Raw genomic sequence first — 25,612 nt, 5'->3', positions numbered from 1 at the left:
CGGTCCGGACGCGAGAACCGGCCACCCCGGGGGAGGTGGCCGGTTCTTCGTGGTCCACGTTGGAAGATGGGGGCATGACCGGAAACAGTGGAAACGGCGGAAACAGCTCAGGCATCCGCGTCGCCTCCCTCGACGACATCCCCGAGGGCGAGGGCATCGCGATCTCCTCGAAGATCACCGGCACCGAGGACGACATCGCGATCCTCCGCGACGACGACGGCACCTGCTGGGCCCTCAACGACACCTGCACCCACGAGACCGCCTCGCTGGCCGAGGGCTGGGTCGAGGACGGCGACGTCGAGTGCCCGCTGCACTCCTCGCGGTTCAACCTCAAGACCGGCAAGGTCGACGGCCTCCCGGCCACGGTCGACACCGTGCCGCACCGCGTCGAGGTGCGTGACGGGGAGATCTACCTCTTCCCCGGCGAGAGGCCGTGACGGTCTCGTCCGTCGTCGTCGTCGGTGGCGGCATCGCAGGTGTCTCGACCGTCGCGGAGCTGCGGAAGAACGGGTACGCCGGCGAGCTGACGCTCCTCACCATCGACCCGTTCCCGTACGACCGCCCGCCCCTGTCCAAGGACTACCTCTTGGGCGCCAAGGACCTCGAGTCGATCGCGCTGCAGGCTCCGGAGTGGTACTCCGAGCAGCGGATCGACCTTGTGCCTGGATTGGTGGTGGCGCTGGATCCGGCTGCTGGCACGGTCACGCTGTCTGACGGCCTGGAGCTCTCCGCCGACAGGATCGTGCTGGCGACGGGCGGACACTCGCTGTGGCCGGACGTCGAACGCGTCGTCACGGAGCGGCTCGACCGTCCACCGGCCGGTCTCGGGATCCCGCGCTCGACCACGGGGATCCACACACTGCGAAGTGCCGAGGACGCCGATGCCCTGCGGCACGTGCTGCTCCCAGGCGCTCGGTTGCTGGTGGTCGGGGCGGGGCTGATCGGGGCCGAGGTCGCCTCGACCGCTCGGAAGCTGGGCAGCGAGGTCGTTCTGGTCGATCCGGCCGACCCGCCGATCGCGGCTGCGGTCGGCACCCAGGTCGCTGCGTGGCTGCACTCCTTGCATGCGGTCCACGGTGTGGAGGCGGTGACCGCCACCGTCGAGAAGCTCGAGTCGACGCGTGCCGGCGTCGTCGCACACATCGCGGGCGAGACGGAGCCGCGTACGTTCGACGCCGTTCTCCTCGCCGTCGGGATGGCGCCGGACACGGCCGTGGCGAAGGCCGCTGGGCTGGAGGTCGACAACGGCGTCGTCGTCGACGACCACCAGGTCACGACCCACCCGAAGGTGCTCGCCGTCGGCGACTGCTCCCGGCGCCGCGGCCACCGCCGCGCCGAGCACTGGGAGGCGGCGGTGCACGACGGCCAGCGGGCGGCGAGGACGATCCTCGGCATCGACCCTCCGGCGGAGACCGTCCACTGGTTCTGGACCGACCGCTACGGCCTGCATGTCGAGGTCGTCGGCGAGATGCGCTCGCCTGACGGCGACCACCAGACAGTCGTACGCGGCGTGGTCGGCGAGCCGCCCTTCTCCGTCTTCACTCTCCGCGGTGAGCGCGTCATCGGCGCGGTCGCGGTGGACGACCCCAACGCCGTGCGCGCGGCGCGGCGGATGATCGACCGAGGGGTCGACGTACGGGCTTCCGATCTCGCCGATCCCGCCAAGAACCTGCGCAGTCTGCTGCGGGGTTAGCCGGGACGACGAAGGACGGCGCCCCGCGATCGCGGGACGCCGTCCTCAGGGAAAGATCAGACGGTCAGCTGAGCCGGCTCGGACTGGTTGGCGACGCGGTTCTCGGCGTCGATGAACCAGGCCAGCTGCTCGAGGCGGGTGATGATCGCGTGGAGCAGGTCGGCGGTCGTCGGGTCCTCGGCGTCGATGTCGTCGTGGATCTCGCGAGCGGTCTTCGAGGTGGCGTAGAGCGCGGCGGCGGCCAGGTCGGCGGCGGTCGCGGTGTCGACCTCGGTCGACGGGAGCGGCGCGAGGCTGGTGTCCTCGGCGACGGTGCCGGTGCGGCCGTCGGGGAGGATGTAGAGCGCACGCATCCGCTCGGCGACCTCGTCGGTGAAGTCGCGGGCGGCGTCGACGACCTCGTCGAGGACGAGGTGCATGTCGCGGAAGTTCTTGCCCACGACGTTCCAGTGCAGCTGCTTGCCCTGCAGGCTGAGCTCGGTCAGATCGACGAGCAGGCGCTGCATCTGCGTCGCGAACGCCGGGCTCGGGATGAACGCGGGGTGCGAGGTGTGCGTGGCGCTGCTCGTGTCGGTCTTCGTTGCCATGTTCGGTGGGTCCCCCAGATCGAAGTGTCGGTCTTTCCTGGTGACACCCACTGTGCCATCTTTTCTTGAACGATTCCAGAAAGGTAAGTCTTCCCTAAGTCATCGCCTCGGGCTCTCGGCACGCCGTAGAGTCGTTGCGTGCCGCAATCTCCTCTCGTCGAGCGGGTACGTCGCCCGGAGGTCTTCGAGACCAGTCGGCTGAGTGCCGATGCACAGGTCGAGGCCTGGGAGCGCCACAACGCCTGTGCCCTGGTCGCGCTCGCGTGCCGGCCGATCGAGGGGCACGGGTTCGACGCGCAGGAGGTCAACCTGCAGCTCGACGAGGTCCATCTCGCCCGGGTCCGAGCCACCCGCCACGTCGTCGAGCGCCCGGCCAGCCTGGTCAAGGAGATCCCGGCCCGATCGATCGCCGTCTACGCCAGCCTCCGTGGCGAGGCGATCCTGGAGTACGCCGGCCGACGCAAGGTCATCCGCCCCGGCCAGCTGATCGTGTGCGACGTCGACGCGCCTTTCCTGCGCGGCTTCGGGCACGGTCTCGAGGAGCTCGCGGTCAAGGTGCCGGTCGACGCCTTCGCGGCCCGCACCGGGATGGCGTCGATGCCGTCGCCCCTCGTACTCGACGTGGGCCGCGACCACGACCCGCACGGCCGGGCCCTGGTGCAGATGGTCGGTCGTGCGCTCCGGCCCCACGACCCGGTTCCGGCCGACGAGGGCGCCGTGCTCGACCTGATCTCGGTGATCGCCACCGAGGGCAAGGTCTCCCTGGCCACCGCCCACCGGGCCGCTGCGAAGGCGTTCATCGAGGACCACCTCGCCGACCCCACCCTCTCCGCCACGGCGATCGCCGCGGGCGCCGGCATCTCCGAGCGCCACCTCTCCCGGCTCTTCGCCGACGCCGGCACCAGCGTCCCCCGCCACATCCTCGGCCGCCGCCTCGAGCTCGCCTACGCCATGCTCGCCACCGGCTCGGACCCGACCATCCGCACCGTCGACGTCGCCGAGAGGTGCGGCTTCACCTCCGCCTCGCACTTCTCCCAGGCCTTCCGCAAGCGTTTCGGCGTCGCCGCCGGAGACGTACGCCGCGCCGCCCGCGCCTGACCCAGCCCGAGTCCGCACTTGTGGCGGGCCGAATCCTCAGTTGTGGCGTACGAAAGTCGAGTTTCGTACGCCACAACTGACTTCTCGGCGCCCAGAACTCACTTCTCGGCGCGAAAGAGTGACAAGTCCACCAAAGTCCGATAGGTCTTCCATGCGATTTTCCGCCATCAAGACCCTGCTTCCCACCCGTAGGGGCGCTGGCGGACGACACTCTCGTTCACCCCACACTCTCTAAGGAGACGTACGTGCGCAACGGACTCACCACCGGACGCGGCCTGAGCCTGGCCGCCGCTGGTGTCGCAGCGATGGCGCTGACCTTGACGGCCTGCGGATCGGGCGGCATCGACGACGAAGGCGGTGGCGGCGAGGACACGCTCACCATCGGGTTCGTCTCGACGGAGACGGGCTCCTCGGCGCCGTTCGGCGAGGCGAACAGCTTCGTCGTCGACGAGCTGGAGACGTACTTCAAGGACAACCCGGTCAAGGCGGGCGACAAGGAGCTCGACGTCGAGATCGTGGTGCGCGACGCGCAGAGCGACACCACGAAGGCCGGGGCGGTGGCCGGCGACCTGATCAACAAGGACGGCGCCGACATCATCGTCGCCTCCTCGACGCCCGACATCGTCAACCCGGTCTCGGAGCAGTGCGAGGCCAACTCGATCCCGTGCATCACCACGGTCGCCCCGTGGCAGCCGTTCGCGATCCGCAGCGGCGACAAGCCGGCCGAGCTGAAGTACAGCTACCACTTCTTCTGGGGCCTCGAGGACGTCTCGACGGTCTACGCCGACATCTGGGGCAAGGTCGCGAACAACAAGAAGGCCGGCGGCCTGTTCCCGAAGGACCCCGACGGCGAGGCCTGGGGCGCCAACTTCCCCGCGCTCACCGAGGCGTCCGGCGTGAAGATCGACAACCCGGGCAACTACCCCAACGGCACCAAGGACTTCTCCGCCCAGATCAGCGCCTACAAGGGTCACGACGTGCTCGTCGGCGTCCCGATCCCGCCGGACTTCACCACCTTCTGGCAGCAGGCGAAGCAGCAGGGCTACAACCCGAAGGTCGCCACCATCGGCAAGGCCCTCCTCTTCCCGAGCAGCGTCGAGGCGCTGGGCCCGATCGCCCACAACCTCTCGACCGAGGTCTGGTGGACCCCGACCGCGCCCTACAAGTCCTCGCTGACCGGCGAGTCCGCGCAGGAGCTGGCGGACGCGTACGAGGAGAAGACCGGCAAGCAGTGGACCCAGCCGCTGGGCTTCGCCCACGCCCTGTTCGAGGTCGCGACCGCGGCGGTGACCGAGGCGGGCTCGACCGACGCCGACGCGATCACCAAGGCGCTGGCCGGGCTCGAGGTCTCCACGGTCGTCGGTGACGTCGCCTGGGGCAAGGACGAGAACGTCCCGCCGTACGTCGCCAAGACCTCCCTCGCGGGCGGTCAGTGGCGCCAGGTCGAGGGCGGGGAGCACCCGTTCGAGCTGGTCGTCGTGCAGAACTCGCTGGCTCCCGACGTACCGCTCGGGGGCGAGCCCGAGGCGCTCAAGTGACGTTGTTGCACGCTGACGGCCTGGCCAAGTCCTTTGGCCAGGTCGTCACGGCCCGCTCGGTCTCCTTCCACGTCGCCGCGGGCGAGGCGCTCGGCATCGTCGGGCCCAACGGCGCCGGCAAGTCCACGCTGCTCAACCTGGTCACCGGCACCCTTCCGGTCGACGCCGGCACCATCCGGTTCGACGGCGCCGACGTCACCCGGATGCCGGCGGCGCGGCGTACCGCTCTCGGGATCGGACGTACGTTCCAGGTCCCCCGCCCCTTCGAGGGCCTCACCGTCTTCGAGAACGTGCTGGTCGGCTCCACCTTCGGCGCGGGTACGCGCCGCCGCGAGGCGAACGAGCAGGCCTGGCAGGCGCTGGAGACCGCGTCGCTCACCCACCTCGCCAACACCCCCGCCGGCTCGCTGCGGCTGCTCGACCGCAAGCGGCTCGAGCTCGCCCGTGCGCTGGCCACCCAACCGCGGCTGCTGCTCCTCGACGAGATCGCCGGCGGTCTCACCGAGCACGAGCTCCCGGCCCTGATCGAGACCATCTCGGCGATCCGCGACAGCGGCACCGGTGTCGTCTGGATCGAGCACATCGTGCACGCGTTGCTGCAGGTCGTGGACCGGTTGATGTGCCTGGCCCAGGGCGACGTCGTCGCCACGGGCGACCCCCGCGAGGTGATGGCGAGCGACGCCGTCGCCGCCGTCTACCTCGGCTCGCCTGATCTGGAGGGCGCGTGAGCCCGGCGAATGCTCACCGAGGTAACTCGGTGGACGCCCACTCCCCTCGCGGAGTTCCACGAAGCCAGTACCCATTCACCGAGTTACCTCGGTCAGCATTCGAGGGAAACCGATGACCCTGCTCGAAGTCGACGCGATCGACGTCGCCTACGGCGACTTCCGCGCCCTGCACGGCATCACCCTCACGGTCGCCGAGGGCGAGACGCTGGCCGTGATCGGCGCCAACGGTGCGGGCAAGTCCACGCTCCTGAAGACGATCGCCGGTCTGCTCCGCCCGAGCGCCGGCCAGATCCGCTTCGACGGCCACAACGTCTCCCACACCCCCGCTCACCGGCGGGTCCGCGAGGGCATCGCGCTGACCCCGGAGGGCCGCCGGATCTTCGGCTCGCTCACCGTCGAGGAGAACCTCAAGGTCGGCGCGCACGGCCGCTGCCCGGGCCCCTGGAATCTGCGGACCGTCTACGACGCCTTCCCGCTCCTCGCCGAGAAGCGGGGACGCCGCGGCGCGCACCTGTCCGGCGGCGAGCAGCAGGCCACCGCGATCGGCCGGGCGCTGATGTCCAACCCGAAGCTGCTCCTGCTCGACGAGGTCTCGCTCGGGCTCGCCCCGGTCGTGATCGCCGACATCTACCAGGCGCTCCCCGCGATCGCCGAGAAGGGGACGACCGTGCTCGTGGTCGAGCAGGACCTCACTCAGGCACTCGCCGTCGCTGACCGGGTGCAGTGCCTTCTCGAGGGCCGCACGGTCCTCGAAGGAGCAGCGGCCGAGGTCACCCGGGAGCAGATCCAGGCGGCGTACTTCGGGGTCGACGACACCGACGGAAGGGAGGTCGGCTGATGGACTGGATCAACGCGGTCCTGCAGGGACTCCTGCTCGGCGGGCAGTACGCACTCCTCGCCTGCGGCCTGAGCCTCATCTTCGGGGTGATGCGGATCGTCAACCTCGCCCACGGCATCCTCGCCGTCGCCGCGGCCTACCTCGCGCTCTGGCTCGCCCAGCAGACCGGAATGCCGTCGTTCCTCACCCTCGTCGTCGTCATCCCGGTGCTCGCCACGGTCGGCTACGCGATCCAGCGCGGCCTGTTCAACGCCGCCCTGCGCCATGGTGAGCTGTCGCCGCTGCTGGTCTCCTTCGGCCTCGCCGTCATCGGCGCCAACCTGCTCCAGGAGATCTTCACCGCCGACTCCCGCAAGATCTCGATCGGCGACCTGTCCACGGCCTCGGTCGAGCTCGGGCAGCTCAGGCTCGGCGTCTTCTCGCTGATCACGCTCGTGGTGGCGGTCGCGGTCATCGTCGGCCTGCAGCTCTACCTCTCCCACACCCGCATCGGCCGCGCCATGCGCGCGACCAAGGACGACCCCGAGGCGGCCACGCTCATGGGGATCGACGAGAGGCACATGTACGCCCTCGCCACCGCCATCGCGATCGGCACCGTCGCACTGGCCGGCGTCTTCCTCGGCATGTCGACGCAGTTCAGCCCGACGTACGGGGACCTGGTCCTCATCTTCGCCTTCGAGGCGGTCATCATCGGCGGTCTCGGCTCGCTGTGGGGCACGCTCCTCGGCGGGCTCGTGCTCGGCGTCGCGCAGACCGTCGGCGCCCAGATCGACCCGGCCTACGGCGTCCTCGCCGGCCACCTGGTCTTCCTGGTCGTCCTCCTGTTCCGGCCCCAGGGTCTGCTCCCGAAGGCGGTGGTCGCATGAGCACCTCAACCCTCGCTCCACAAGACCTGAAGGTCGTACGCGGCGGCTGGCCGTCACTGGCCGGCGGCGGTGTCCTGACCGCGATCGTGGTGTTCCTGGCTGCGGCGCCCTGGTTCGTGTTCAGCCCAGGTGACGTGACGAACCTGGTCACGCTCTTCGCGTTGATCATCCTCGGCACGACCTGGAACCTGATGGCCGGCTACGGCGGGCTGGTCTCGATCGGGCAGCAGGCGTTCATCGGTGCGGGCGGCTACGGCGTGATCAAGCTCGCCGATGTGGTCGGGCTGCCGATCCCGGTGGCGGTGGTGGCGGCCGGCCTGGTCTGCGCGGCGCTCGCCGTCCCGACCTCGTTCCTGCTGTTCCGCCTGGTCGGAGGCTATTTCGCGATCGGCACCTGGGTGGTGGCGGAGGTGTTCAAGCTGGTCACCCAGGAGCTGCCGGGCTTCGGCGGCGGCTCCGGTCTCTCGCTCACCGCCTTCCAGGGTGTCGACCGGGTGACCCGGATCGCGACCGTCTACTACCTGGCGCTCGTGCTGGCCGTGCTCGTCGTGCTCGCGACGTACGTCCTGATGCGCTCGCGCGTCGGCCTCGGCCTGACCGCGATCCGCGACGACGCGGTGGCGGCGGCGTCGCTCGGTGTCGCGGTGCGGCGCTCGCAGCGGCTGGTCTATGTCGCCGCGTCCGGTGGCGCAGGCCTGGCCGGTGCGCTGATCGCGGTCAACGGTCTGCGGGTCTCGCCGGACTCGATGTTCTCGGTGCAGTACACGGCCTTCATGATCTTCATCGTCGTGATCGGCGGGCTGGGGACGATCGAGGGCCCGATCCTGGGAGCGGTGATCTTCTTCGCGCTGCAGCAGCTCCTGGACTCCTACGGCACCTGGTACCTCATCGCGCTCGGAGCGGTCGCGATCGCCGTCGTGCTGCTGGCACCGCGCGGCCTGTGGGGGCTGGTGGCGCGGGGACGCTACGAGGTCTTCCCGGTCGGTCACCAGGTTTATCCACAGGCTTCTCCACAACGGGCCCAGTCTGTGGATTTCGATTGATTTTGGACCAGTTGGTCCGATAATCGATAGGCTCGTCGCATGGCGTTCACCACCAAGGGCATGGCCACGCGCCAGCGTCTGCTCGAGGGTGCGGCGGCCTACCTCCGCAGCACCGACCCCGGAGCTGCGACGCTGGACGACATCCGCGCGGCCACCCAGACGAGCAAGAGCCAGATCTTCCACTACTTCCCGGGTGGCAAGGAGGAGCTGTTCCTCGAGGTCGCCCGCCTCGAGGCCGCTCGGGTCATCGACGACCAGCAGCCGCACATCAGCGAGCTCGACTCCTGGGCCGCCTGGGACCGTTGGCGCAAGGCGGTCCTCGCCCGCTACCAGGCCCAGGGTGCCCACTGTCCGCTGGCGTCGCTGATGAACCAGGTGGGCAGCGTTCCCGGGGCTGCAGAGGTCTCGACGACGCTGATCGGCCAGTGGCAGGACCATCTCCGGCGCGGCATCGAGACGATGCAGGCGAACGGTTCGGTGAGCGCCGAGATCGACGCCCGGCGTACGTCGGCCGCGATGATCGCCGGCATCCAGGGCGGAGTCTCGGTGCTCATGGTGACCGGCCGGACCGACCACCTCGAAGCGATCCTGGCGCTGCTGATCAGCCACCTGCGCGACTCCGGACGGGCTGCGGCCTAGCCACAGCCCGTCGGAGAGGTCAGCCGAGGATCCTGCGGAAGGTCTCCTGCAGGTCGGCCGCGAAGGCCTCGGGGTTCTCGTAGTGGACGAAGTGGCCGCCCTTCTCGTGGGCGTTCACGTTGACCACGTTGAACAGGCCCCGTGTCGGGCCGTTCTCGAAGTGAGCGATGCGGTCCTCGACGGTGTCGATGGCAGGCGGGTACGCATCGCCGAGGAGGAACGTGAAACCGGCCGGCGCCTCCACGACGGGCTGTCGGTCGTGGGAGGGCACGAACCGGTAGCGCTCCGCGTTGCGATACATCCGGATCGAGGTGCCGATCGACTGCGTCACCCAGAAGATGGTCGCCTGGGTGAGGATGAAGTCACGCGGGAACGCCGCCTCGAAGTCACCCCGCTTGTCGCTCCACGACTTCCAGCGCTTCAGCAGCCAGGCCAGCATGCCGATGGGAGAGTCGTTGAGACCGTGCGTCAGCGTCGAACCGTCGAGCATGTGCGCAGCGACGTGTGAGGCGTACGTGTCGACGAAGCTCTTCCAGCCGGCTCGCCACTCCTCCGAGGCGTCGTCCGGGGTCTTCGCCCCGTCGGTCAGGTCCCAGAACCGCTCGTTCTCGAACATCCCCGGCGGGAGGTCATGGCCGAAGTGCAGGCCGATGATGCTGTCGGCATACTTGTGGCCCAGGGCGCTCGTGACGAGTGCGCCGTAGTCGGAGCCGGCCACGGCGTACTTCTCGTGGCCCAGGACCTCGGTCATGAGCTCGTGGATGATGTCGGCGATCTTCCAGTAGTTCAGATCGCCCCGGCCGACGGGCGTCGAGAAGCCGAACCCGGGAAGGTCGGGGATGATCACGTCGAACGACAACGACGGGTCGCCCCCGTGGGCTCCTGGATCGGTCAGCGGGCCGATGAGCTGGTAGCTGAACTCGCCGGGCCACGGCCAGCCGTGCAGGACGATCAGCGGGATCGGGTTCTCACCCTTGCCGCGCGCGTGCACGAACTGCACGGGCGTGCCGCCGATGTCGAGCTGATGCCGTTCGTAGGTGTTGAGCCGCTCCTCCTGTGCCCGCCAGTCGAAGCCGTCGGCCCAGTACTCGACCAGGGGCTTCAGGTAGGCGGTGCTGATGCCGTAGTAGCCCTCCTCGTTGTCGAGGTCGTCGAAGTAGCGGGTCTTCCGCAGGCGGTCCTGGAGATCGTCCAGGGCGTCCTGAGGGATGTCGATCTTGAAGGGGGCGAGCTCGGTGGTCTTGTCCATGGTGAGTGCTGCTTTCCGGGTGAAGGTCAGTGGGTGAAGTCGAGTCGGATGCGGGTCTGGGTCAGCTCGGCGATCCGCCAGGAGCCGTCGGTCCTGACGAACCGGGCGTGGTAGTGGCCGAACCCGTGCATGCGGCGGAAGGGGATGGTCTCGGACACCTCGGCGTCCTCCGGCCGGGTGACGATGTCCTCCATCGCGAAGACGCCGCGCGCGGTCTCCGCCGAGTCGACGTCGATCTCGTCGGAGAACAGGTGATGGACCAGGGTGACGCCGGGGCCGCCGCTGGCGCCGACGGTTGCGCTGATCTCGTCGCGCCCGTTCATGCGCAGCCAGACCGATCCGTCCGGCTTGTGCGGGGTGAACGTGCCGTCCTCGGTGAAGAGGCCGGCCAGATCGTCCCAGCGTTGGTGGTCGGCGTAGCGGACGTAGCGCGCCATCAGGCGACGTACGTCCTCGATGATGCTGAGTCGCTCGAGGGTCTCCACGGCATTCCTTCCTGTGTGGACTACTTGGTCCAAACAGGATGCTCTGCGAAATTTGGACCCACAAGTCCAGAATCTCGGCTGAGTCAACCACTCGTCTTACTGGCGGGTAACATTGCCGCGTGACCGAGACTTCGACCCCCACGACCACCCCCGAGGCGCACCCGATCGAGCGTGCCGAAGGCACCAGCTTCACGCTGACCGTGGTCCGTGCAGCCGACCCCGAGGCGCCGACAGTGCTCGTCGTGCCCGCGATGGGCATGCCCGCGGGCTACTACGACAAGCTGATCATCGCCTTCGCGGAGGCGGGGATCAACGTCGGGCGGATGGAGCAGCGGGGTCACGAGGAGCTCGGTGGGCGCGTCGCCGGCTGGGGCTACGACTTCGGCTACGCCGACCTGGTCGACGACATCGCCGCCGCGGTCGACCGTCTCGGCGAGCTGGTCCCGGCATCGGCCGGCGCGACGTACGTCCTCGGGCACAGCCTCGGCGGTCAGGCCGCCAGCGCCTACGCGGCGCTCCACCCCGACCGCGTCGCCGGGCTGATCTACGTCGCGTCGCAGACGCCCTACTGGCGCAACTACGGCCCGGGCTTCCTGGTCGCCAGCCAGGCGATGGGCCTGATCGGCCGGGTCGTCGGGCACTTCCCCGGCAAGCAGCTCAAGTTCGCCGGACGCGAGGCGCGCACGCTGATGAAGGAATGGGCCCGGTACGCCCGCACCGGCCGCCTCCGCCTCGGCAGCCCGGCGCGCGACGTCACCACGGACATGCGAGCCCTGGCCAAGCCCGCGCTGATCGTCTCCATCGAGGGCGACTGGCTGGCGCCCAGCGCGACCGTCGACGAGATCCACCGGCGGATGCCCGGGCTCGAGGTCGAGCGGGTCCACCTGGACGAGCCCGGAATCGACCACTTCAAGTGGGCCCGGAAGCCCGACTCGACGATCGCGGCGATCTCGGAGTGGCTCGCCCGCTAGTTGCGTACGCATTTCCGCCAACCCGCGAGCCCACCTTTGATGCCGCCCGAGCGGGGCGGTAAGACTCGCCCTGAGACTGCGATCACACACCCCACCGCGGTCTCAGAAAGGTGAGGAAATGCCAGTCTTCGACGACGGCCAGAAAGAGACCGAGATCCCGGAGACCGAGGACGTCGTGACCACCGACGTCCTCGTCGTGGGATCCGGCCCGGCCGGTGCGTCCGCCGCGCTCTTCCTGAGCGAGCTCGGTGTCGACAACATCATGATCACGAAGTACCGCTGGACCGCGAACACCCCGCGGGCGCACATCACCAACCAGCGCGCGATGGAGATCTTCCGCGACCTGGGCATCGAGGAGCAGGTGCTCGCCGACGCGACCCCGCACGAGCTGGTCGGTGACACCGTCTTCTGCACGAGCATCGCCGGCGAGGAGATCGGCCGCATCCGCACCTGGGGCACGCGCCCCGACCGCGAGGCCGACTACCAGCTGGCGAGCCCGTGCCTGACCGTCGACATCCCGCAGACCTACCTGGAGCCGATCCTGGTCCGCAACGCCACCGAGCGCGGCACCCAGACCCGGTTCTCCACCGAGTACGTCTCGCACGTCCAGGACGAGGACGGCGTCACCACGATCGCCCGCGACCGGCTGACCGGCCACGAGTACAAGATCCGGTCGAAGTTCCTCATCGGTGCCGACGGTGCCCGCACCCAGGTCGGCGCCGACATCGACCTCCCGATGGAGGGTGCGATGGACATCGCCGGGTCGATGAACATCACCTTCAAGGCCGACCTCTCCGAGCTCGTCGACCACCGCCCCTCGGTCCTCTACTGGGTCATCCAGCCGGGCTCGAACGTCGGCGGCATCGGCACCGGCCTGGTCCGCATGGTCCGCCCGTGGGACGAGTGGCTGATCGTGTGGGGCTACGACATCAGCCAGCCGCCGCCGGAGCTCACCGAGGAGTACGCGGTCAAGGTCATCCGCGACCTGCTCGGCATGCCCGACCTGGAGCCGGAGGTGACCGGCTACTCGCTGTGGGGCGTGAACGAGATGTACGCGACCCACGCCCAGAAGGGCCGCGTCTTCTGTGCCGGCGACGCCATCCACCGGCACCCGCCGTCGAACGGCCTCGGCTCCAACACCTCGATCCAGGACTCCTACAACCTGGCCTGGAAGCTGGCCGCGGTGCTCCAGGGCTACGCCGAGCCGTCGCTCCTGGAGTCCTACTCCGCCGAGCGCGCGCCGGTCGCCAAGCGCATCGTGACCCGGGCCAACCAGTCCGCGCGCGAGTTCGGCGAGCTCTTCGAGGCGCTCGGTGTCGTCGGCCTCGAGGGCGAGGAGATGGCCAAGGCCATCGAGGAGCGCAAGGCCAACACCCCCGAGGGCGCCGCCAAGCGGGCCGCGCTGGTCACCGCGATGGAGCGCAAGAACTACGAGTTCAACGCCCACGGCGTCGAGCTCGGCCAGTTCTACGAGTCCAACGCGATCCTCTCCGACGGCACCCGCCCGGCGCCGACCGACGACGATGACCTCTACCACCGGATGTCGACCTGCCCCGGTGCGCACCTGCCGCACGCCTGGATCGGCGACAACGTCGAGAAGCACGCGATGCTCGACCTGGCGCCCTATACCCAGTGGACCCTGATCACCGGCATCGCCGGCGAGGCATGGTCGGAGGCGGCGGAGGCGGCGCGGACGAAGTTCGGGATCCCTCTCGAGACCGTCGTGATCGGCCCCGGCCGCCCGGTCACCGACCTCTACTTCGACTGGGCCAAGCTCCGCGAGGTCGAGGAGTCCGGCGCCATCCTGGTCCGCCCCGACAAGCACATCGCCTGGCGCGCCATGTCGCTGCCCGAGGACCCCGGCACCGCGCTGGGCGACGCGGTCGCGACGCTGCTGGGCAAGGCCTGATCGATCCGGTCCGAGCGGGGGGAGCACATGAAGTTCACGCATGAGTCGCTGCCGCAGCGGGTCCGCTTCGCCACCGGCGAGGCGCCCGCCGCGGTGGCGGCGGAGATCGACGAGCTCGGCGCGCGGCGGGTGATGGTCATCGCCGGCGAGCGCGAGGCCGAGATCGCCGCCCGGGTGACCGCCGACGTACCGGTAGCGCTGCGCCACGACGAGGTCGTGATGCACGTCCCGGTCGAGGTCGCCGAACGGGCTCGCGAGCGGGCGGCCGAGGCCGCTGTCGACGCGCTGGTGTGCGTCGGCGGCGGCTCGACCACCGGGCTCGCCAAGGCGGTCGCGCTCACCACGGGGCTGCCGATCGTGGCGGTCCCGACGACGTACGCCGGGTCGGAAGCGACCAACGTCTGGGGGCTGACCTCGGGCGAGACCAAGACGACCGGCATCGACGCCCGGGTCCTGCCGCGCTCGGTCGTCTACGACGCGACGCTGCTGACCACCCTGCCCGGCGAGATGACCGTCGCCAGCGGGCTGAACGCGCTCGCCCACTGCGTCGACGCGATGTGGGGGCCGCGGGTCGACCCCATCGACCAGGTCAACGCCGCCGAGGGGATCCGCGGGCTCGCCGGTGGGCTGCCGTTGGTCGCGGCGGACGGCGCGAGCGTAGAGGGGATCGAGCAGACCCTCTACGGCGCCTACCTGGCCGCGGTCTCGTTCACCTCCGCCGGGTCGGGCATGCACCACAAGATCTGCCACGTGCTCGGCGGCATGTTCAACCTGCCCCACGCCCAGACCCACGCGGTCGTGCTCCCGCACGTGCTCGCCTTCAACGCCCCGAACGCCCCCGAGGCGGAGGCGCGGATGGCGGCCGCGTTCGGTGCACCGAGTGCCGTGGCGGGGCTGGCGGAGCTGCGTACGACGCTCGATGCGCCGAAGGCGCTCCAGGACTACGGCATGCCCGAGGACGGCATCGCCAAGGCGGTCGCCCCGATCATGGCCGCCATCCCCGACAACAACCCCACCCCGGTCACCGAGGAGAACCTGACCGCGCTGCTGACCGCGGCGTGGGCGGGAGAGGAGAGCTGATGAGCGACGGAGCCGACGTATCGCCGGAGCAGCAGGCGGTCGAGCAGACCCTGGTCGACGCCGTGGTCGCGTCCTTCGACGCGTGCGAGGACCCGCGCCTGAAGGAGGTCATGGTCTCGCTGACGCGTCACCTGCACGCCTTCATCCGCGACGTACGCCTCACCGAGGAGGAGTGGGGTGCGGCCATCGAGTTCCTGACCAAGGCCGGCCACATCACCGACGACGTACGCCAGGAGTTCATCCTCCTCTCCGACACCCTCGGTGCCTCGATGCAGACGATCAACATCAACAACGCCGCGTACGCCGACGCGACCGAGGCCACCGTCTTCGGGCCGTTCTTCGTGGAGGACTCCCCGGCGATCGAGCTCGGCGGGGACATGGCCTTCGGAGCCCCGGGCGAGCCCTGCTGGGTCACCGGGACCGTCACCGACACCGACGGGAAACCGCTGGTCGGAGCCAGGATCGAGGTCTGGGAGGCGGACGAGGACGGGCTCTACGACGTCCAGCGCGACGCGGGTGCCCGGGCTGCCCGGGCGCACCTGTTCACCGACGAGGAGGGCGGCTACCGGTTCTGGGGGCTGACGCCCACGCCGTACCCGATCCCCGACGACGGCCCGGTCGGCAAGATGCTGGCCGCGGTCGGGCGCTCGCCGCTGAGGGCCTCCCACCTGCACTTCATGGTCACCCACGAGGGCTGTCGCACGCTGGTCACCCACATCTTCCCGGAGGGCGACCCGGTCGGCTGGAAGGACACCGTCTTCGGGGTCAAGGAGTCGCTGATCAAGAAGTTCGAGCGGCAGGCCGCCGGGACGCCGACGCCGGACGGGCGAGCCGTCGACGGCACCTGGTCCACGGTGCGGTTCGACATCGTGCTCGCGCCCGCCGGGGTCTGAGACGTCCCTGGCGTGCTTCGGGCACAGGGGTGTTGCCCCGCGGCACGTCAGGGGCCCTCGGGGGCGCGATGGACGACATAGGTGAAGTCCTCGTGAACCAGGACGTTGCCGGTCGAGTCGACGATGGTGAGATGGTCGGTCACGCGGGAGTCCGGCGGATAGGCGTGGTGATAGATCGTCGCCTCGGTCCAGGTCCCGCCCTCGGGGATGACCGAGCCGTTCACGTCGAGCCCGCCCGGCCCGGCCGGATGGTCCAGGGTGATCCGGAGGGTGCCCCGCACCCAGCCGTCGGTGCCCTCGGGAGTCAGCACCGGCTCGTTGACGGTGAACCGGTCCCCGGCCCGGAACGGCCGGATCTCGGGCCGCACCTGCATCACCCGGGCCGCGCTCTTCCGGCCGCGCGTCGCCCGGATCGTCACGTCGAACGCCGGCAGCGACCCGGTCGACGGAGCCTTCGTCACGGCCCGGAACGACGCCGTACGCCGCCCGGCCACGATCGTGAGCGTGCCCGGCACGCTGACCCAGGACGAGCTCGAGGTGAGGCTCACCGCCAGCGAGGTCTTGGCGACGCAGTCGAGCGTCACCATGCCGGTGGCGGTCTGGCCGGCGTGGACGTACGCGGGCAGCGCCACGGAGGTCGGCACCGGCGTGGGGTAGCACGGCGTGACCGTGCGGACCAGTGTCGCGCGACGTACGACCTGCCGGTGGACCGCCTTGACCCGGCCGCTGCTGCGGACCGTCGTCGGTGAGGTCCGGACGGTGACCGTGGTCGTGCTCCGGCCGCGAGCGACATAGACGTACGCCGGGACCCGGATGCCGGTGCTGGCCCACAGCTGCACCGGGGTGCGCCTCGGGGCCCGGCAGGTCAGCCTGACCGTGGCGGTGGTCGAGGTGCCGCCGGCCACGGTGCCTCTCGCGAGCGTCAGCGACTGCAGCGCCGGCCGGCAGGCCGCCTCGGCCGACGGCACGGTCACCGAGGCAGGCACGGTGACGACCGCGGTGGCCAGGACCATGCCGAGGACGAGTCGGGCGAGACTGCGAGGCATTCTCGGAACGTAGCGAAACCGTCGGCACGTGCTGTTCGCTCGTGCCGACGGTCCCTCAGATCAGGTAGCCCTTCTGCGCTGCTACTCCTGGGCGGCCGTCTCGGCCGCGTCGAAGTCGACCTTCAGCGAGTCGAGGATCGAGGTGATGCTCTGCTCGGTCGCCTCCTTCTCGATGCCGGCGTCGTGCAGGATCCCGGCACCGTCCTCGTGCTCGAGGAGGGCGAGCAGGATGTGCTCGGTGCCGACGTAGGAGTGCTCCAGGCGGAGGGCCTCGCGGAAGGTCAGCTCGAGCACCTTCTTGGCATCGGCGGTGAACGGGATCATCTCGCCGACCTCGCCGTAGGGCTCCGGCGTGGCCGCGGTCGCCACCTCGCGGACCGCCTCCAGCGTCACACCCTGCGCCCGGATCGCGTGCCCCGCGACGCCCTCCGGCTCGGAGAGGAGACCGAGCACGAGGTGAGGTACGCCGGTCTCGGCGTTCGCGGCCTTCCGTGCCTCCGCCTGGGCCGCGACCACCACCGTGCGGGCACGCGGGGTGAACTTCGCGAACCCGGCGTTCGGGTCGAGCGGCTGGTCGCCGGCCTTGGGGACGTACTTCTTCTGCGCCGCCTGCTTCGTGACCCCCATCCGGGTCCCGATCTCGGTCCAGGACGCGCCGGAGCGGCGAGCCTGGTCGACGAAGTGCCCGATCAGGTGATCGGCCACCTCGCCCAGGTGCTCGCCGACCACCATCGCATCGGCCAGCTGGTCCAGAGGCTCGGACCGAGCCTTCTTGATCGAGTCGATCAGGGTGTCGAGGCGTACGGACTTGAGGGCAGGGTCTGCATCGCGGGGAGTCGTCATGCGTCAACTCTAGGTTGACGATCGGTGTTCGTCAACCAAAAGTTGACGCAGGGAGGGGCGATCCGAACTTCGGCCAGGAAATCTGTCTACTCTGTCGTGAGATGGACCTGGACGAGCTGATCTGAACTACCTGCTCGACATACACGGCGGGCCGGCCATCCGTGTGGATGACCGGCCCGCTGCGTACGCGCTTTGGTCAGGCGTTGGAGATCTGGATCATCTCGTCGCGCGGGACGACCTTGATCCGCTCGCGGCCCTGGGCCTCGCCGAGGGCGCGCTCGTGGTTGTCGAGCTTCTCCCAGCCCTCGATGGTGGTGAACTCGACGCCCTTGCCGGACAGGTGCTCGAGGACCGCGGCGGGCGAGCCGTGCTCGGCGGGCTTGAGCTTGTCGAGGTCGTGGAGGAGGTTGTCGATGGTCTCCTTCGCGTCGGACTTGGTGTGGCCGATGAGGCCGACCGGTCCGCGCTTGATCCACCCGGTGACGTACGTCCCGTTGATGTGCTCGCCGTTGAGGTCGAGGACCCGGCCGCCGTCGTTGGGGATGACGCCGTTCTCGCCGTCGAAGGGCACGTCGGGGAGCGCCTCGGAGAGGTAGCCGACGGCGCGGTAGACGGCCTGGACCGGGGTGTCGGTGAACTCGCCGGTGCCGGAGACGGTGCCGTCGCCGTTGTATTCGGTCTTCTCGGTGCGCAGCGCGACCACCTGACCGTCCTCGCCGAGGATCTCGACGGGGTTCTGCATCATGTGGATGACGATCTTGTGGGGCTTGCCGGCCGACGGGGCCTCCATGTACTTCAGGAGGATGTCGGCGACGAGCTTGGTCGCCTTGTGGCTCTGGATCGCCTTCTCGCCGGCCTCGTCGATCTCGAAGCCCTCCTCCTCGACGACGACCTCGACCGACGGGGAGTGGGAGAGCTCGCGCAGCTCCATCGGGCTGAACTTGATGTGGGCCGGGCCGCGGCGGGCGAAGACGTGGATCGTCTTGGCCGGGTTCTTCCTCAGGCCCTGGTAGACGTTGTCGGAGACCTCGGTGACCAGCTGCTCGTCGGCGGGCTTGGCCAGCATCCGGGCGACGTCGAGCGCGACGTTACCGGCGCCGAGGACGGCGACCTCCTCGGCCTCGAGCGGCCAGTCGCGGGAGACGTCGGGGTGTCCGGCGTACCAGCTGACGAAGTCGGCCGCGCCGTAGGACTGCGGCAGGTCGATCCCCGGGATGTCGAGCTCGCGGTCGGCCATAGCGCCGGTGGCGAAGATGACGGCGTCGTAGAACCGGTGCAGGTCGTCGAGCTTGAGGTCGGTGCCGAAGTCGACGTTGCCGATGAAGCGGATGGCGTCCTGGTTGAGCACGCGCTTCAGGGCCTTGATGATCTCCTTGATTCGCGGGTGGTCAGGAGCCACGCCGTAGCGAACCAGGCCGTAGGGAGCAGGCAGGCGCTCGATGACGTCGACGCGCGCACCAGGGTGCTCCTTGGTGAGGATGTCGGCAGCGTAGATGCCCGCCGGGCCAGCACCGACGATCGCAACGCGGATGTCACGCATAAGGGAGTTCAACCTTCCGTGGATGTACTAAGGCAAGCCTAAAGGGGGTCGGGTAACCCTCCGAATCCGTTCCACCAGGTGGTTAGGCACGGGGACGTGATCTCCGACACGTACGGCGCGTCGCGGACCTTTGGACACATCGGTGAGCCACAGCACATAAGCCGCTCACAGCCACACCGTACGACGACCACAGGCCGACGATCGAGCGTGGTCACCATGACCCAGCTCCTGGACCCACAGACAGCACGATCGGCGCCCGAGCCGACACCGACGACACGATGGCGCCCGACCCCCGAGCGCGCGTCCCTGATGATCCTGCTCGCCCTGACAGCAGTCGCGTACCTGTGGACGCTCGCCGAGTCGGGGTATGCCAACCAGTACTACTCCGCCGCCGCCCAGGCCGGCGGCGAGAGCTGGAAGGCGTGGTTCTTCGGGGCACTCGACGCGAGCAGCTCGATCACCGTCGACAAGCCGCCGGCTTCGCTGTGGGTGACGGGCCTGTCCGTACGCATCTTCGGGCTGTCCTCCTGGAGCATCCTGGTCCCGCAGGCGCTGATGGGCGTGGCGACGGTCGGGCTGGTCCACGGCCTCGTCAAGAAGGTCGCGCCGTGGCAGGCCGGGATCGCGGCAGGCGCGTTCACCGCGCTGACGCCGGCGGCGGCGCTGATGTTCCGGTTCAACAACCCCGACGCGCTGCTGCTCCTGCTGCTGGTCGGCGCCGGGTTCTCGACGTTGAAGGCGATCGAGACGGGGAAGGGCCGGTGGATGGTGCTGGCCGGTGTGCTGCTCGGCTTCGCGTTCCTGGCCAAGATGCTGCAGGCGTTCCTGATCATCCCGGCGATCGCGGTCGTCTACCTGATCGCGGGCAAGGGCTCGCTCGGGCGGAGGATGGCGCACGGCGTCGCCTGCTTCGTGGCGATGGTCGTCAGCGCCGGCTGGTACATCGCGATCGTCGAGCTCGTCCCCGAGTCCTGGCGGCCCTACATCGACGGCTCGACCGGCAACTCGCTCCTCGAGCTGACGCTCGGCTACAACGGCGTGGGCCGGCTCAACGGCGGTGACTACGGCGGGCTCGGCAACGCCGGCTTCTCCAGCGCGGCCGGTGCACTGCGTCTCTTCCAGGGCGTCTCCGGTGGCATGGTCTCCTGGCTGCTGCCCGCTGCCCTGCTCCTCCTCGTCACCGGACTGGTCGCGCTGCGCAAGACGCCGCGGACGGATCTGACGCGTGCCGCGCTGATGCTCAGCGGCACGACGATGCTCGTCACCGGCCTGGTCTTCTCCTTCATGGAGGGCATCTACCACGACTACTACGTGGTCGCGCTGGCTCCATGGATCGCGATCACCGTCGTCGTCGGCACCGTCATCCTGTTGCGCGACCGGGACAGCCTCCTCGCCCGGATCACCCTGACGGTCGCCATGGCCGGCAGCTCGGTGTGGGGCTGGATGCTGCTCGGGCAGTCGGGACAGCAGCCGTACGACGCGCTGCGCTGGCACGTCCTGATCATCGGTCTCGGGGTCGCCGCCGCGTTCGTCTTCGCGGACCGGTTCACCCGGCGGGCGTCGGCGGCGGTTCTCGCGGCGGCGGCAGTGGCCCTGGGCATCGGGCCTGCTGCGTACGCCCTCCAGACGATCGGCTCTCCTCACACCGGCTCGATCGTGACCGCCGGGCCGTACCAGAGCGGGATGGGCGGCCCGGGTGGTGGAGGCCGGGCCATGCCGGGCGGTGGGCCCGGCGGCCAGTTCAACGGGACTCCGCCGACCGGCACCCCGCCGAACGGCCAGCCGCAGCAGATGCCCGGCGGAGACGGCGGCATACGCGGCGGCGGCATGATGGGCGGCGGCCAGGTCGACGAGGAGCTGGCCGACGCCGTCAGCACCAACGCCGGCAACTACACCTGGGTGGCGGCGTCCATCGGCTCCCAGACCGCGGCCGGACTCCAGCTCGAGACCGGCGAGGCCGTGATGGCGATCGGCGGCTTCAACGGCACGTCGAACAGCATCGCGCTCGAGCAGTTCCAGGAGTACGTCGCCGAGGGCGAGATCCACTACTTCATCGCCGGCGGCGGGATGGGCGGCATGGGCGGCATGCGTGGCGGCGACGAGACCTCCAGTGCCTCCGAGATCACCGCCTGGGTGACGGAGAACTTCACCGAGACCACCATCGGCGACACCACCGTCTACGACCTGACGGAGGGCGCCTCGTGACGGCGGGAACGGCATTCTCCAACGGGTTGTGGGTGGTCGACGAGAAGAGGCTGCTGACCGCGATCGACCTGGTGATCCCGGTCCACAACGAAGAGAAGAGCCTGGAGGCGTCGGTCCGCCACCTCGACGGCTACCTGCGCACCCTGCCCTACTCGACGACGATCACGATCGCCGACAACGCGAGCACCGACGGCACCTGGGAGATCGCGGAGCGGCTCGCGACCGAGCTCACCCGGGTCCGGGCGATCCATCTGGACGAGAAGGGCCGGGGAAGAGCGCTCAAGGCTGCTTGGTCCACGTCGCGGGCAGAGGTGGTCGGCTACATGGACGTCGACCTCTCCACCGACCTGCGCGCCCTGGCCCCGCTGCTGGCGCCGCTGCTGTCGGGCCACTCCGACCTGGCGATCGGCACCCGTCTCGCCCACGGCAGCCGGATCCAGCGCGGCCCGAAGCGGGACATCCTGTCCAAGGGTTACAACCTGCTCCTGCACACGGTGCTGTCGGCGCAGTTCACCGACGCCCAGTGCGGCTTCAAGGCGATCCGCCGCGACGTCGCCGAGCAGCTGCTCCCGCTCGTCGAGGACGACAGCTGGTTCTTCGACACCGAGCTCCTCGTGCTCGCTTCCGAGGCCGGTCTGCGCATCCACGAGGTGCCGGTGGACTGGGTCGACGACCCGGACTCCAGGGTCGACATCGCGAAGACCGTCAAGGAGGACGTACGCGGCGTCGCTCGGCTCCTCGGGGGACTCGTCTCCGGGCGGATCGACCTGCGCGAGGTGGTCTCGACCGGCTCGCCGACGGCAGTGCCGGCGGCCCGGAAGAAGGGTCTGCCGGAGCAGCTGGTGACGTTCGCGGCGATCGGCGTGATGAGCACGCTCGCCTATCTGGTGCTCTATCTCCTGCTCCGCGTCTCGGTCGGCGCCCAGGTCGCCAACCTGGTCGCGCTGCTGGTCACCGCGGTCGCCAACACCGCCGCCAACCGCCGGCTCACCTTCGGGATCTCCAGACGCCAGGGCATGGTCAAGCACCACGCCGCCGGCCTGATCGCCTTCGGGCTCGGCCTCGGGCTGACCTCCGGTTCGCTCGCCGTCCTGCACGCGGCGGCGCCGGGCGCTGCTCACACGACCGAGCTGGTCGCCCTCTTCGTGGCCAACGCGACCGCCACGTTGCTGAGGTTCGTCATCCTGAGGTGGGTGATGCACATCCGCGGATAGGCACGATCAGCTGAACGCCTGGGTCCCGATGACGCCGAGCAGCTCGAGCTTCTCCGCGGCATCGGTGCCCTCAGCGGGGAAGTAGGCGAGCAGCTGGACCTCGTGACCCTCGGTCACGAGCACCTCGCAGCGGACCGTCACCGCGCCGACCCGAGGATGCAGGAACGTCTTCCGGTCGGCGCGGCGTACGCCCACCTCGTGCTGCTCCCAGAGCCCCCGGAACTCCTCGCTGGCGGCCAGCAGATCCTCGACGAGGGAGGTGACGTCGGAGTCGCCGGAGCGACGGGCGTACGTCGCGCGCAGGTCGCTCACGTGGGCCGCGGAGATGCGTGGCCAGTCCTCCTCCGGCATGGCGCGGAACGCCGGGTCGGTGAACCAGCGCCAGACCATGTTGCTCCCGCGCTCGCCCTCCCCGACCAGATGAGCCAGGAGCAGCTCGGCGAGCGGGTTGAAGAAGACGACCTCGCCGAGGTCGGTGCAGATCACGACAGGCAGGTCGGTCAGCCGGTTGGCGAGCGCGATCAGCCCGGGACGTACGTGGCCTCGACGCGGGGGCGGAGTCATCCCGGCCAGGTAGTAGAGGTGGTCGCGCTGGTCCTCGTCGCACTGCAGCGCGCGGGCGATCGCCTTCACCACCTGCGCCGACGGCGCCGAGCCCCGGGCCTGCTCGAGCCGGGTGTAGTGGTCGGTGGAGACGCCGGCGAGAAGGGCGACCTCCTCCCGCCGGAGGCCGGGCGTACGCCGCCGCACTCCGTCGGGCAGGCCGACATCGGCCGGGCGGACGAGCGCCCGGCGCCGGCGGAGGAAGTCGGCGAGGCCGTCGCGGTCGATCACATCTCCCAGTATCCGGGGGCGGTCGAGCCGCAACCAGGGAGAGTGCGTCCCTGGATGTGCCCGGCCTGCCGCCCGCCCCGATCCGCCCGCACGCTGGAGACATGACGACCTCCAACCTCATGTTCAGCAACAGACGGCTCGGCGCGACCGGGCCCATGGTGACCTCGCCCGCGCTCGGCGGGATGAGCCTGTCCGGTGCGTACGGTGCTGTGGACGACGCCGACGGCGTCGCCGTGATCCACGCCTATCTCGACGCCGGCGGCACCCTCATCGACACCGGCGACTTCTACGGTGCCGGTCACAACGAGATGCTCATCGGCCAGGCCCTGCGCGACCGGAACCGCGACGACGTCGTGCTCTCGGTCAAGTTCGGCGCGCTGCTCGATCCCGTCGGCGGGATGCCGGTGGGGTTCGACGGGCGGCCGGAGGCGGCCAAGTCGTTCGTGGCGTACTCGCTGCAGCGGCTGGGCACCGACCACATCGACATCTACCGCCCCGCGCGCGTGGACCCGCAGGTGCCGATCGAGGAGACCGTGGGTGCGGTCCAGGAGATGGTCGACGCCGGCTACGTACGCCACATCGGGCTCAGCGAGGTCAGCGCCGAGACCATCCGTCGGGCTGCCGCTGTGGCTCAGATCGCCGATCTGCAGATCGAGTACTCCCTGCTCAGCAGGGGGATCGAGACCAACGGAATCCTCGACACGTGTCGCGAGCTGGGGATCGGGATCACGGCGTACAGCGTCCTCGGGCGCGGGTTGATCGGTGGCAGCGGACGCATCGGCGGAGCGCAGGCGATCATGCCGCGTTTCCAGGGCGACAACCTCGACCACAACCGGGCGCTGGTCACGGCGCTGGAGCAGATCGCCGAGGACAAGGGCGTCACCCTGGCGCAGCTGGCGATCGCCTGGGTCGCGGCCCAGGGCGAGCACATCGTGCCGGTCATCGGCTCCCGTCGGGTGAGCCAGGTGGAGTCCATGGCCGGGGCGAACGCGGTCGAGCTCGACGAGGCCGACCTCGCCCGCATCGACGCGGCCGTCCCCGTCGGTGCCGCCCGTGGTGACCGCTATCCCACCCAGTTCATGGACCAGCTCGACAGCGAGCGGTCCGCGGGTTGATGCGCGGGTCAGGTGGTGGGATCCGTCGCGCGCCAGCGCAGCGGATCCTCCTCCGACTCCTCGACGACGTGGGCCGCGAGGCCGACCGTACGCCCCACCTGGAAGAAGACCTCGGCGGCGGTCTCGGGCAGCTCGCAGGTGAGGACGAGCGCCGCGAGCGCCCCGTCGACGTTGGGCCGGCGATCGGTCCGGGAGGCGATCTCGTCCAGGCGTGCCAGGGCCGGTGCGGAGCCGTTGACGAGGGCGAGCCGGGCGAGGATCGCGTCGGCCCGCGGGTCACCCTCGGGGTGGCGCCAGTGCCCGAACCCGGGCACCGGCCGGCTCGGGTCGGCCGGCGGGCCGTCCCGGAGCACGGCGAGCGCCGACGGCCCGATGGCACCGTGCAGCCGCCCGGAGAGCGCGGCGTATCCCGCGACCAGGCAGTCGTACGCCGAAGCCCGAGCCGAGGCCGCGACCCGGGCCGCGACCACCGAGGCGGCCAGGCCGTGGTCGAGGAGCGCGACCAGCGCGGTGTTGAGCGTGGCCACCTCCCGCGGGCTGCCCCGACGTCCGGCGACGGCGGCGAAGATCGTGTCGACGACAGGCTGGTCTGGTGCGGGTGCGGCGCCGCCGAGCGCGCGGGGCGCGGCGCCGAGCAGCCCCTTGGCGGCGCCGGCGGCGGCGCCGGGCTCGACCCAGTCACCGCGAGACCCCGCCCACAGCGCCAGCGCGGGAAGCCGGCGGACGAGCGGCAGCTCGGCCAGGTGGTCCGGCACCTCGACCGCCACCGCGGGAGCCGGTCCCAGGACCAGATCGACCACCTCGTCCAGCGGCTCGTCGGCCAGGTCGGCGAGGGGCACGCCGCGCAGGAACAGCTCTCCCTCGCGTACCTCGCTGACGTTCGAGCGGACCGAACGCATCGGCAGCACGCCGAGCGGGGAGCCGGGATGGTGGCGGGTGCTGGCCAGCGCGTCGATCTCGGCGCGGTCGAACAGGCTCTCGCCACCGCTGCGGCGCCGGGTGAGCAGGCTCCGGCTGACATAGGTGTAGAGCGTCGTGCGCTTCACCCCGAGGCGCTGCGCCGCCTCCCGGGTCGTGATCCACTCCGTCACGACGACACTCTCGCCCACCGACCGGCTCCGGCGCCATGTCGACTCGATCGACGTCGCGCGGCACGGTCCTGCGGCGGCACGGTGAGCTCCCGACCCGTCCGAGGAGG

Annotated in this window: 24 protein-coding genes; 16 read left to right on the top strand and 8 right to left on the bottom strand. The window is 70.0% G+C overall.

The genetic code is table 11. From position 1 onward, the window contains the following. Positions 1 to 74 precede the first annotated feature (74 nt). Together G5C66_RS06565 and G5C66_RS06560 are read left to right on the top strand one after the other, a co-directional pair. Positions 75 to 437, top strand: a complete 363-nt coding sequence (locus tag G5C66_RS06565; RefSeq protein ID WP_165110160.1) for a non-heme iron oxygenase ferredoxin subunit — start codon at positions 75 to 77, stop codon at positions 435 to 437. Further along, positions 434 to 1,693, top strand: coding sequence for an FAD-dependent oxidoreductase (locus G5C66_RS06560; protein WP_165110159.1), 1,260 nt, complete (start codon positions 434 to 436; stop codon positions 1,691 to 1,693). Before G5C66_RS06565 ends, G5C66_RS06560 begins: the two co-directional genes overlap by 4 nt. Before the next feature lie 56 nt (positions 1,694 to 1,749). On the opposite strand, the gene G5C66_RS06555 is transcribed toward G5C66_RS06560, so the two are convergent. Further along, complete coding sequence (locus G5C66_RS06555) at positions 1,750 to 2,280, bottom strand: Dps family protein (protein ID WP_165110158.1); 531 nt, start codon at positions 2,278 to 2,280, stop codon at positions 1,750 to 1,752. 138 nt (positions 2,281 to 2,418) lie between these two features. Here G5C66_RS06555 and G5C66_RS06550 point away from each other — a divergent pair, with 138 nt between their 5' ends. The 7 genes from G5C66_RS06550 (at position 2,419) to G5C66_RS06520 (ending at position 9,030) form a co-directional block, all read left to right on the top strand. Beyond that, a complete protein-coding gene (locus G5C66_RS06550; protein ID WP_165110157.1) occupies positions 2,419 to 3,378 on the top strand; it encodes a helix-turn-helix domain-containing protein in 960 nt (319 codons plus the stop codon). A 245-nt stretch (positions 3,379 to 3,623) separates the two neighbouring features. Then, on the top strand, positions 3,624 to 4,916 hold the full coding sequence (locus G5C66_RS06545) for an ABC transporter substrate-binding protein (protein ID WP_165110156.1): 1,293 nt from the start codon (positions 3,624 to 3,626) through the stop codon (positions 4,914 to 4,916). Next, positions 4,913 to 5,644, top strand: coding sequence for an ATP-binding cassette domain-containing protein (locus tag G5C66_RS06540; protein ID WP_165110155.1), 732 nt, complete (start codon positions 4,913 to 4,915; stop codon positions 5,642 to 5,644). The genes G5C66_RS06545 and G5C66_RS06540 overlap by 4 nt, the downstream gene beginning before the upstream one ends. Before the next feature lie 112 nt (positions 5,645 to 5,756). Then, positions 5,757 to 6,482 (top strand): ABC transporter ATP-binding protein, encoded by a 726-nt coding sequence (locus G5C66_RS06535; RefSeq protein WP_165110154.1) that lies wholly within the window; start codon positions 5,757 to 5,759, stop codon positions 6,480 to 6,482. Beyond that, the gene (locus G5C66_RS06530) at positions 6,482 to 7,348 is read left to right on the top strand and encodes a branched-chain amino acid ABC transporter permease (protein ID WP_165110153.1); all 867 of its coding nucleotides are present in this window, start codon (positions 6,482 to 6,484) and stop codon (positions 7,346 to 7,348) included. The genes G5C66_RS06535 and G5C66_RS06530 overlap by 1 nt, the downstream gene beginning before the upstream one ends. Then, complete coding sequence (locus G5C66_RS06525) at positions 7,345 to 8,391, top strand: branched-chain amino acid ABC transporter permease (RefSeq protein ID WP_165110152.1); 1,047 nt, start codon at positions 7,345 to 7,347, stop codon at positions 8,389 to 8,391. Before G5C66_RS06530 ends, G5C66_RS06525 begins: the two co-directional genes overlap by 4 nt. A 39-nt stretch (positions 8,392 to 8,430) precedes the next feature. Further along, on the top strand, positions 8,431 to 9,030 hold the full coding sequence (locus tag G5C66_RS06520; protein WP_165110151.1) for a TetR/AcrR family transcriptional regulator: 600 nt from the start codon (positions 8,431 to 8,433) through the stop codon (positions 9,028 to 9,030). Between the two features lie 19 nt (positions 9,031 to 9,049). On the opposite strand, the gene G5C66_RS06515 is transcribed toward G5C66_RS06520, so the two are convergent. Beyond that, positions 9,050 to 10,279 carry an epoxide hydrolase family protein gene (locus tag G5C66_RS06515; RefSeq protein WP_165110150.1) on the bottom strand — a complete coding sequence of 410 codons (1,230 nt, stop codon included), beginning with the start codon at positions 10,277 to 10,279 and terminating at the stop codon, positions 9,050 to 9,052. 26 nt (positions 10,280 to 10,305) lie between these two features. After that, the gene (locus tag G5C66_RS06510) at positions 10,306 to 10,764 is read right to left on the bottom strand and encodes a nuclear transport factor 2 family protein (protein ID WP_165110149.1); all 459 of its coding nucleotides are present in this window, start codon (positions 10,762 to 10,764) and stop codon (positions 10,306 to 10,308) included. 119 nt (positions 10,765 to 10,883) lie between these two features. Between G5C66_RS06510 and G5C66_RS06505 the strand changes: the two genes are divergently transcribed. The 4 genes from G5C66_RS06505 (at position 10,884) to G5C66_RS06490 (ending at position 15,617) form a co-directional block, all read left to right on the top strand. Further along, positions 10,884 to 11,735 carry an alpha/beta fold hydrolase gene (locus tag G5C66_RS06505; protein ID WP_165110148.1) on the top strand — a complete coding sequence of 284 codons (852 nt, stop codon included), beginning with the start codon at positions 10,884 to 10,886 and terminating at the stop codon, positions 11,733 to 11,735. A 118-nt stretch (positions 11,736 to 11,853) separates the two neighbouring features. After that, the gene (locus G5C66_RS06500; protein ID WP_165110147.1) at positions 11,854 to 13,644 is read left to right on the top strand and encodes an FAD-dependent oxidoreductase; all 1,791 of its coding nucleotides are present in this window, start codon (positions 11,854 to 11,856) and stop codon (positions 13,642 to 13,644) included. 27 nt (positions 13,645 to 13,671) lie between these two features. After that, positions 13,672 to 14,724 carry a maleylacetate reductase gene (locus G5C66_RS06495; RefSeq protein WP_165110146.1) on the top strand — a complete coding sequence of 351 codons (1,053 nt, stop codon included), beginning with the start codon at positions 13,672 to 13,674 and terminating at the stop codon, positions 14,722 to 14,724. Then, entirely contained in the window at positions 14,724 to 15,617 is an 894-nt protein-coding gene (locus tag G5C66_RS06490; RefSeq protein WP_165110145.1) for a dioxygenase family protein, read from the top strand. The genes G5C66_RS06495 and G5C66_RS06490 overlap by 1 nt, the downstream gene beginning before the upstream one ends. Before the next feature lie 47 nt (positions 15,618 to 15,664). Here the strand turns inward: G5C66_RS06490 and G5C66_RS06485 are convergent, their stop codons facing one another. The 3 genes from G5C66_RS06485 to G5C66_RS06475 form a co-directional block, all read right to left on the bottom strand. Further along, positions 15,665 to 16,663, bottom strand: a complete 999-nt coding sequence (locus tag G5C66_RS06485; protein ID WP_165110144.1) for a hypothetical protein — start codon at positions 16,661 to 16,663, stop codon at positions 15,665 to 15,667. 81 nt (positions 16,664 to 16,744) lie between these two features. Continuing rightward, entirely contained in the window at positions 16,745 to 17,506 is a 762-nt protein-coding gene (locus tag G5C66_RS06480; RefSeq protein ID WP_165110143.1) for a Clp protease N-terminal domain-containing protein, read from the bottom strand. A 196-nt stretch (positions 17,507 to 17,702) separates the two neighbouring features. Next, positions 17,703 to 19,046 (bottom strand): FAD-dependent oxidoreductase, encoded by a 1,344-nt coding sequence (locus G5C66_RS06475; RefSeq protein WP_165110142.1) that lies wholly within the window; start codon positions 19,044 to 19,046, stop codon positions 17,703 to 17,705. A 216-nt stretch (positions 19,047 to 19,262) separates the two neighbouring features. Here G5C66_RS06475 and G5C66_RS26400 point away from each other — a divergent pair, with 216 nt between their 5' ends. Then, positions 19,263 to 21,251: an ArnT family glycosyltransferase gene (locus tag G5C66_RS26400; RefSeq protein WP_165110141.1), complete on the top strand. Its 1,989-nt coding sequence runs from the start codon at positions 19,263 to 19,265 to the stop codon at positions 21,249 to 21,251. Further along, the gene (locus tag G5C66_RS06465; RefSeq protein WP_338144087.1) at positions 21,248 to 22,465 is read left to right on the top strand and encodes a glycosyltransferase; all 1,218 of its coding nucleotides are present in this window, start codon (positions 21,248 to 21,250) and stop codon (positions 22,463 to 22,465) included. The genes G5C66_RS26400 and G5C66_RS06465 overlap by 4 nt, the downstream gene beginning before the upstream one ends. A 6-nt stretch (positions 22,466 to 22,471) precedes the next feature. Here G5C66_RS06465 and G5C66_RS06460 read toward each other — a convergent pair whose 3' ends face one another. Next, entirely contained in the window at positions 22,472 to 23,299 is an 828-nt protein-coding gene (locus G5C66_RS06460; protein ID WP_165110140.1) for an MmyB family transcriptional regulator, read from the bottom strand. A 101-nt stretch (positions 23,300 to 23,400) separates the two neighbouring features. Here G5C66_RS06460 and G5C66_RS06455 point away from each other — a divergent pair, with 101 nt between their 5' ends. Then, on the top strand, positions 23,401 to 24,414 hold the full coding sequence (locus G5C66_RS06455) for an aldo/keto reductase (protein WP_206443785.1): 1,014 nt from the start codon (positions 23,401 to 23,403) through the stop codon (positions 24,412 to 24,414). An 8-nt stretch (positions 24,415 to 24,422) separates the two neighbouring features. Here G5C66_RS06455 and G5C66_RS06450 read toward each other — a convergent pair whose 3' ends face one another. After that, positions 24,423 to 25,505 carry a citrate/2-methylcitrate synthase gene (locus G5C66_RS06450; protein ID WP_165110139.1) on the bottom strand — a complete coding sequence of 361 codons (1,083 nt, stop codon included), beginning with the start codon at positions 25,503 to 25,505 and terminating at the stop codon, positions 24,423 to 24,425. Positions 25,506 to 25,612 lie beyond the last annotated feature (107 nt).

This window comes from Nocardioides turkmenicus (genome assembly GCF_011045035.1).
Taxonomy (GTDB): Bacteria; Actinomycetota; Actinomycetes; order Propionibacteriales; family Nocardioidaceae; genus Nocardioides; species Nocardioides turkmenicus.
This window is presented reverse-complemented; position numbering and strand designations above follow the sequence as displayed.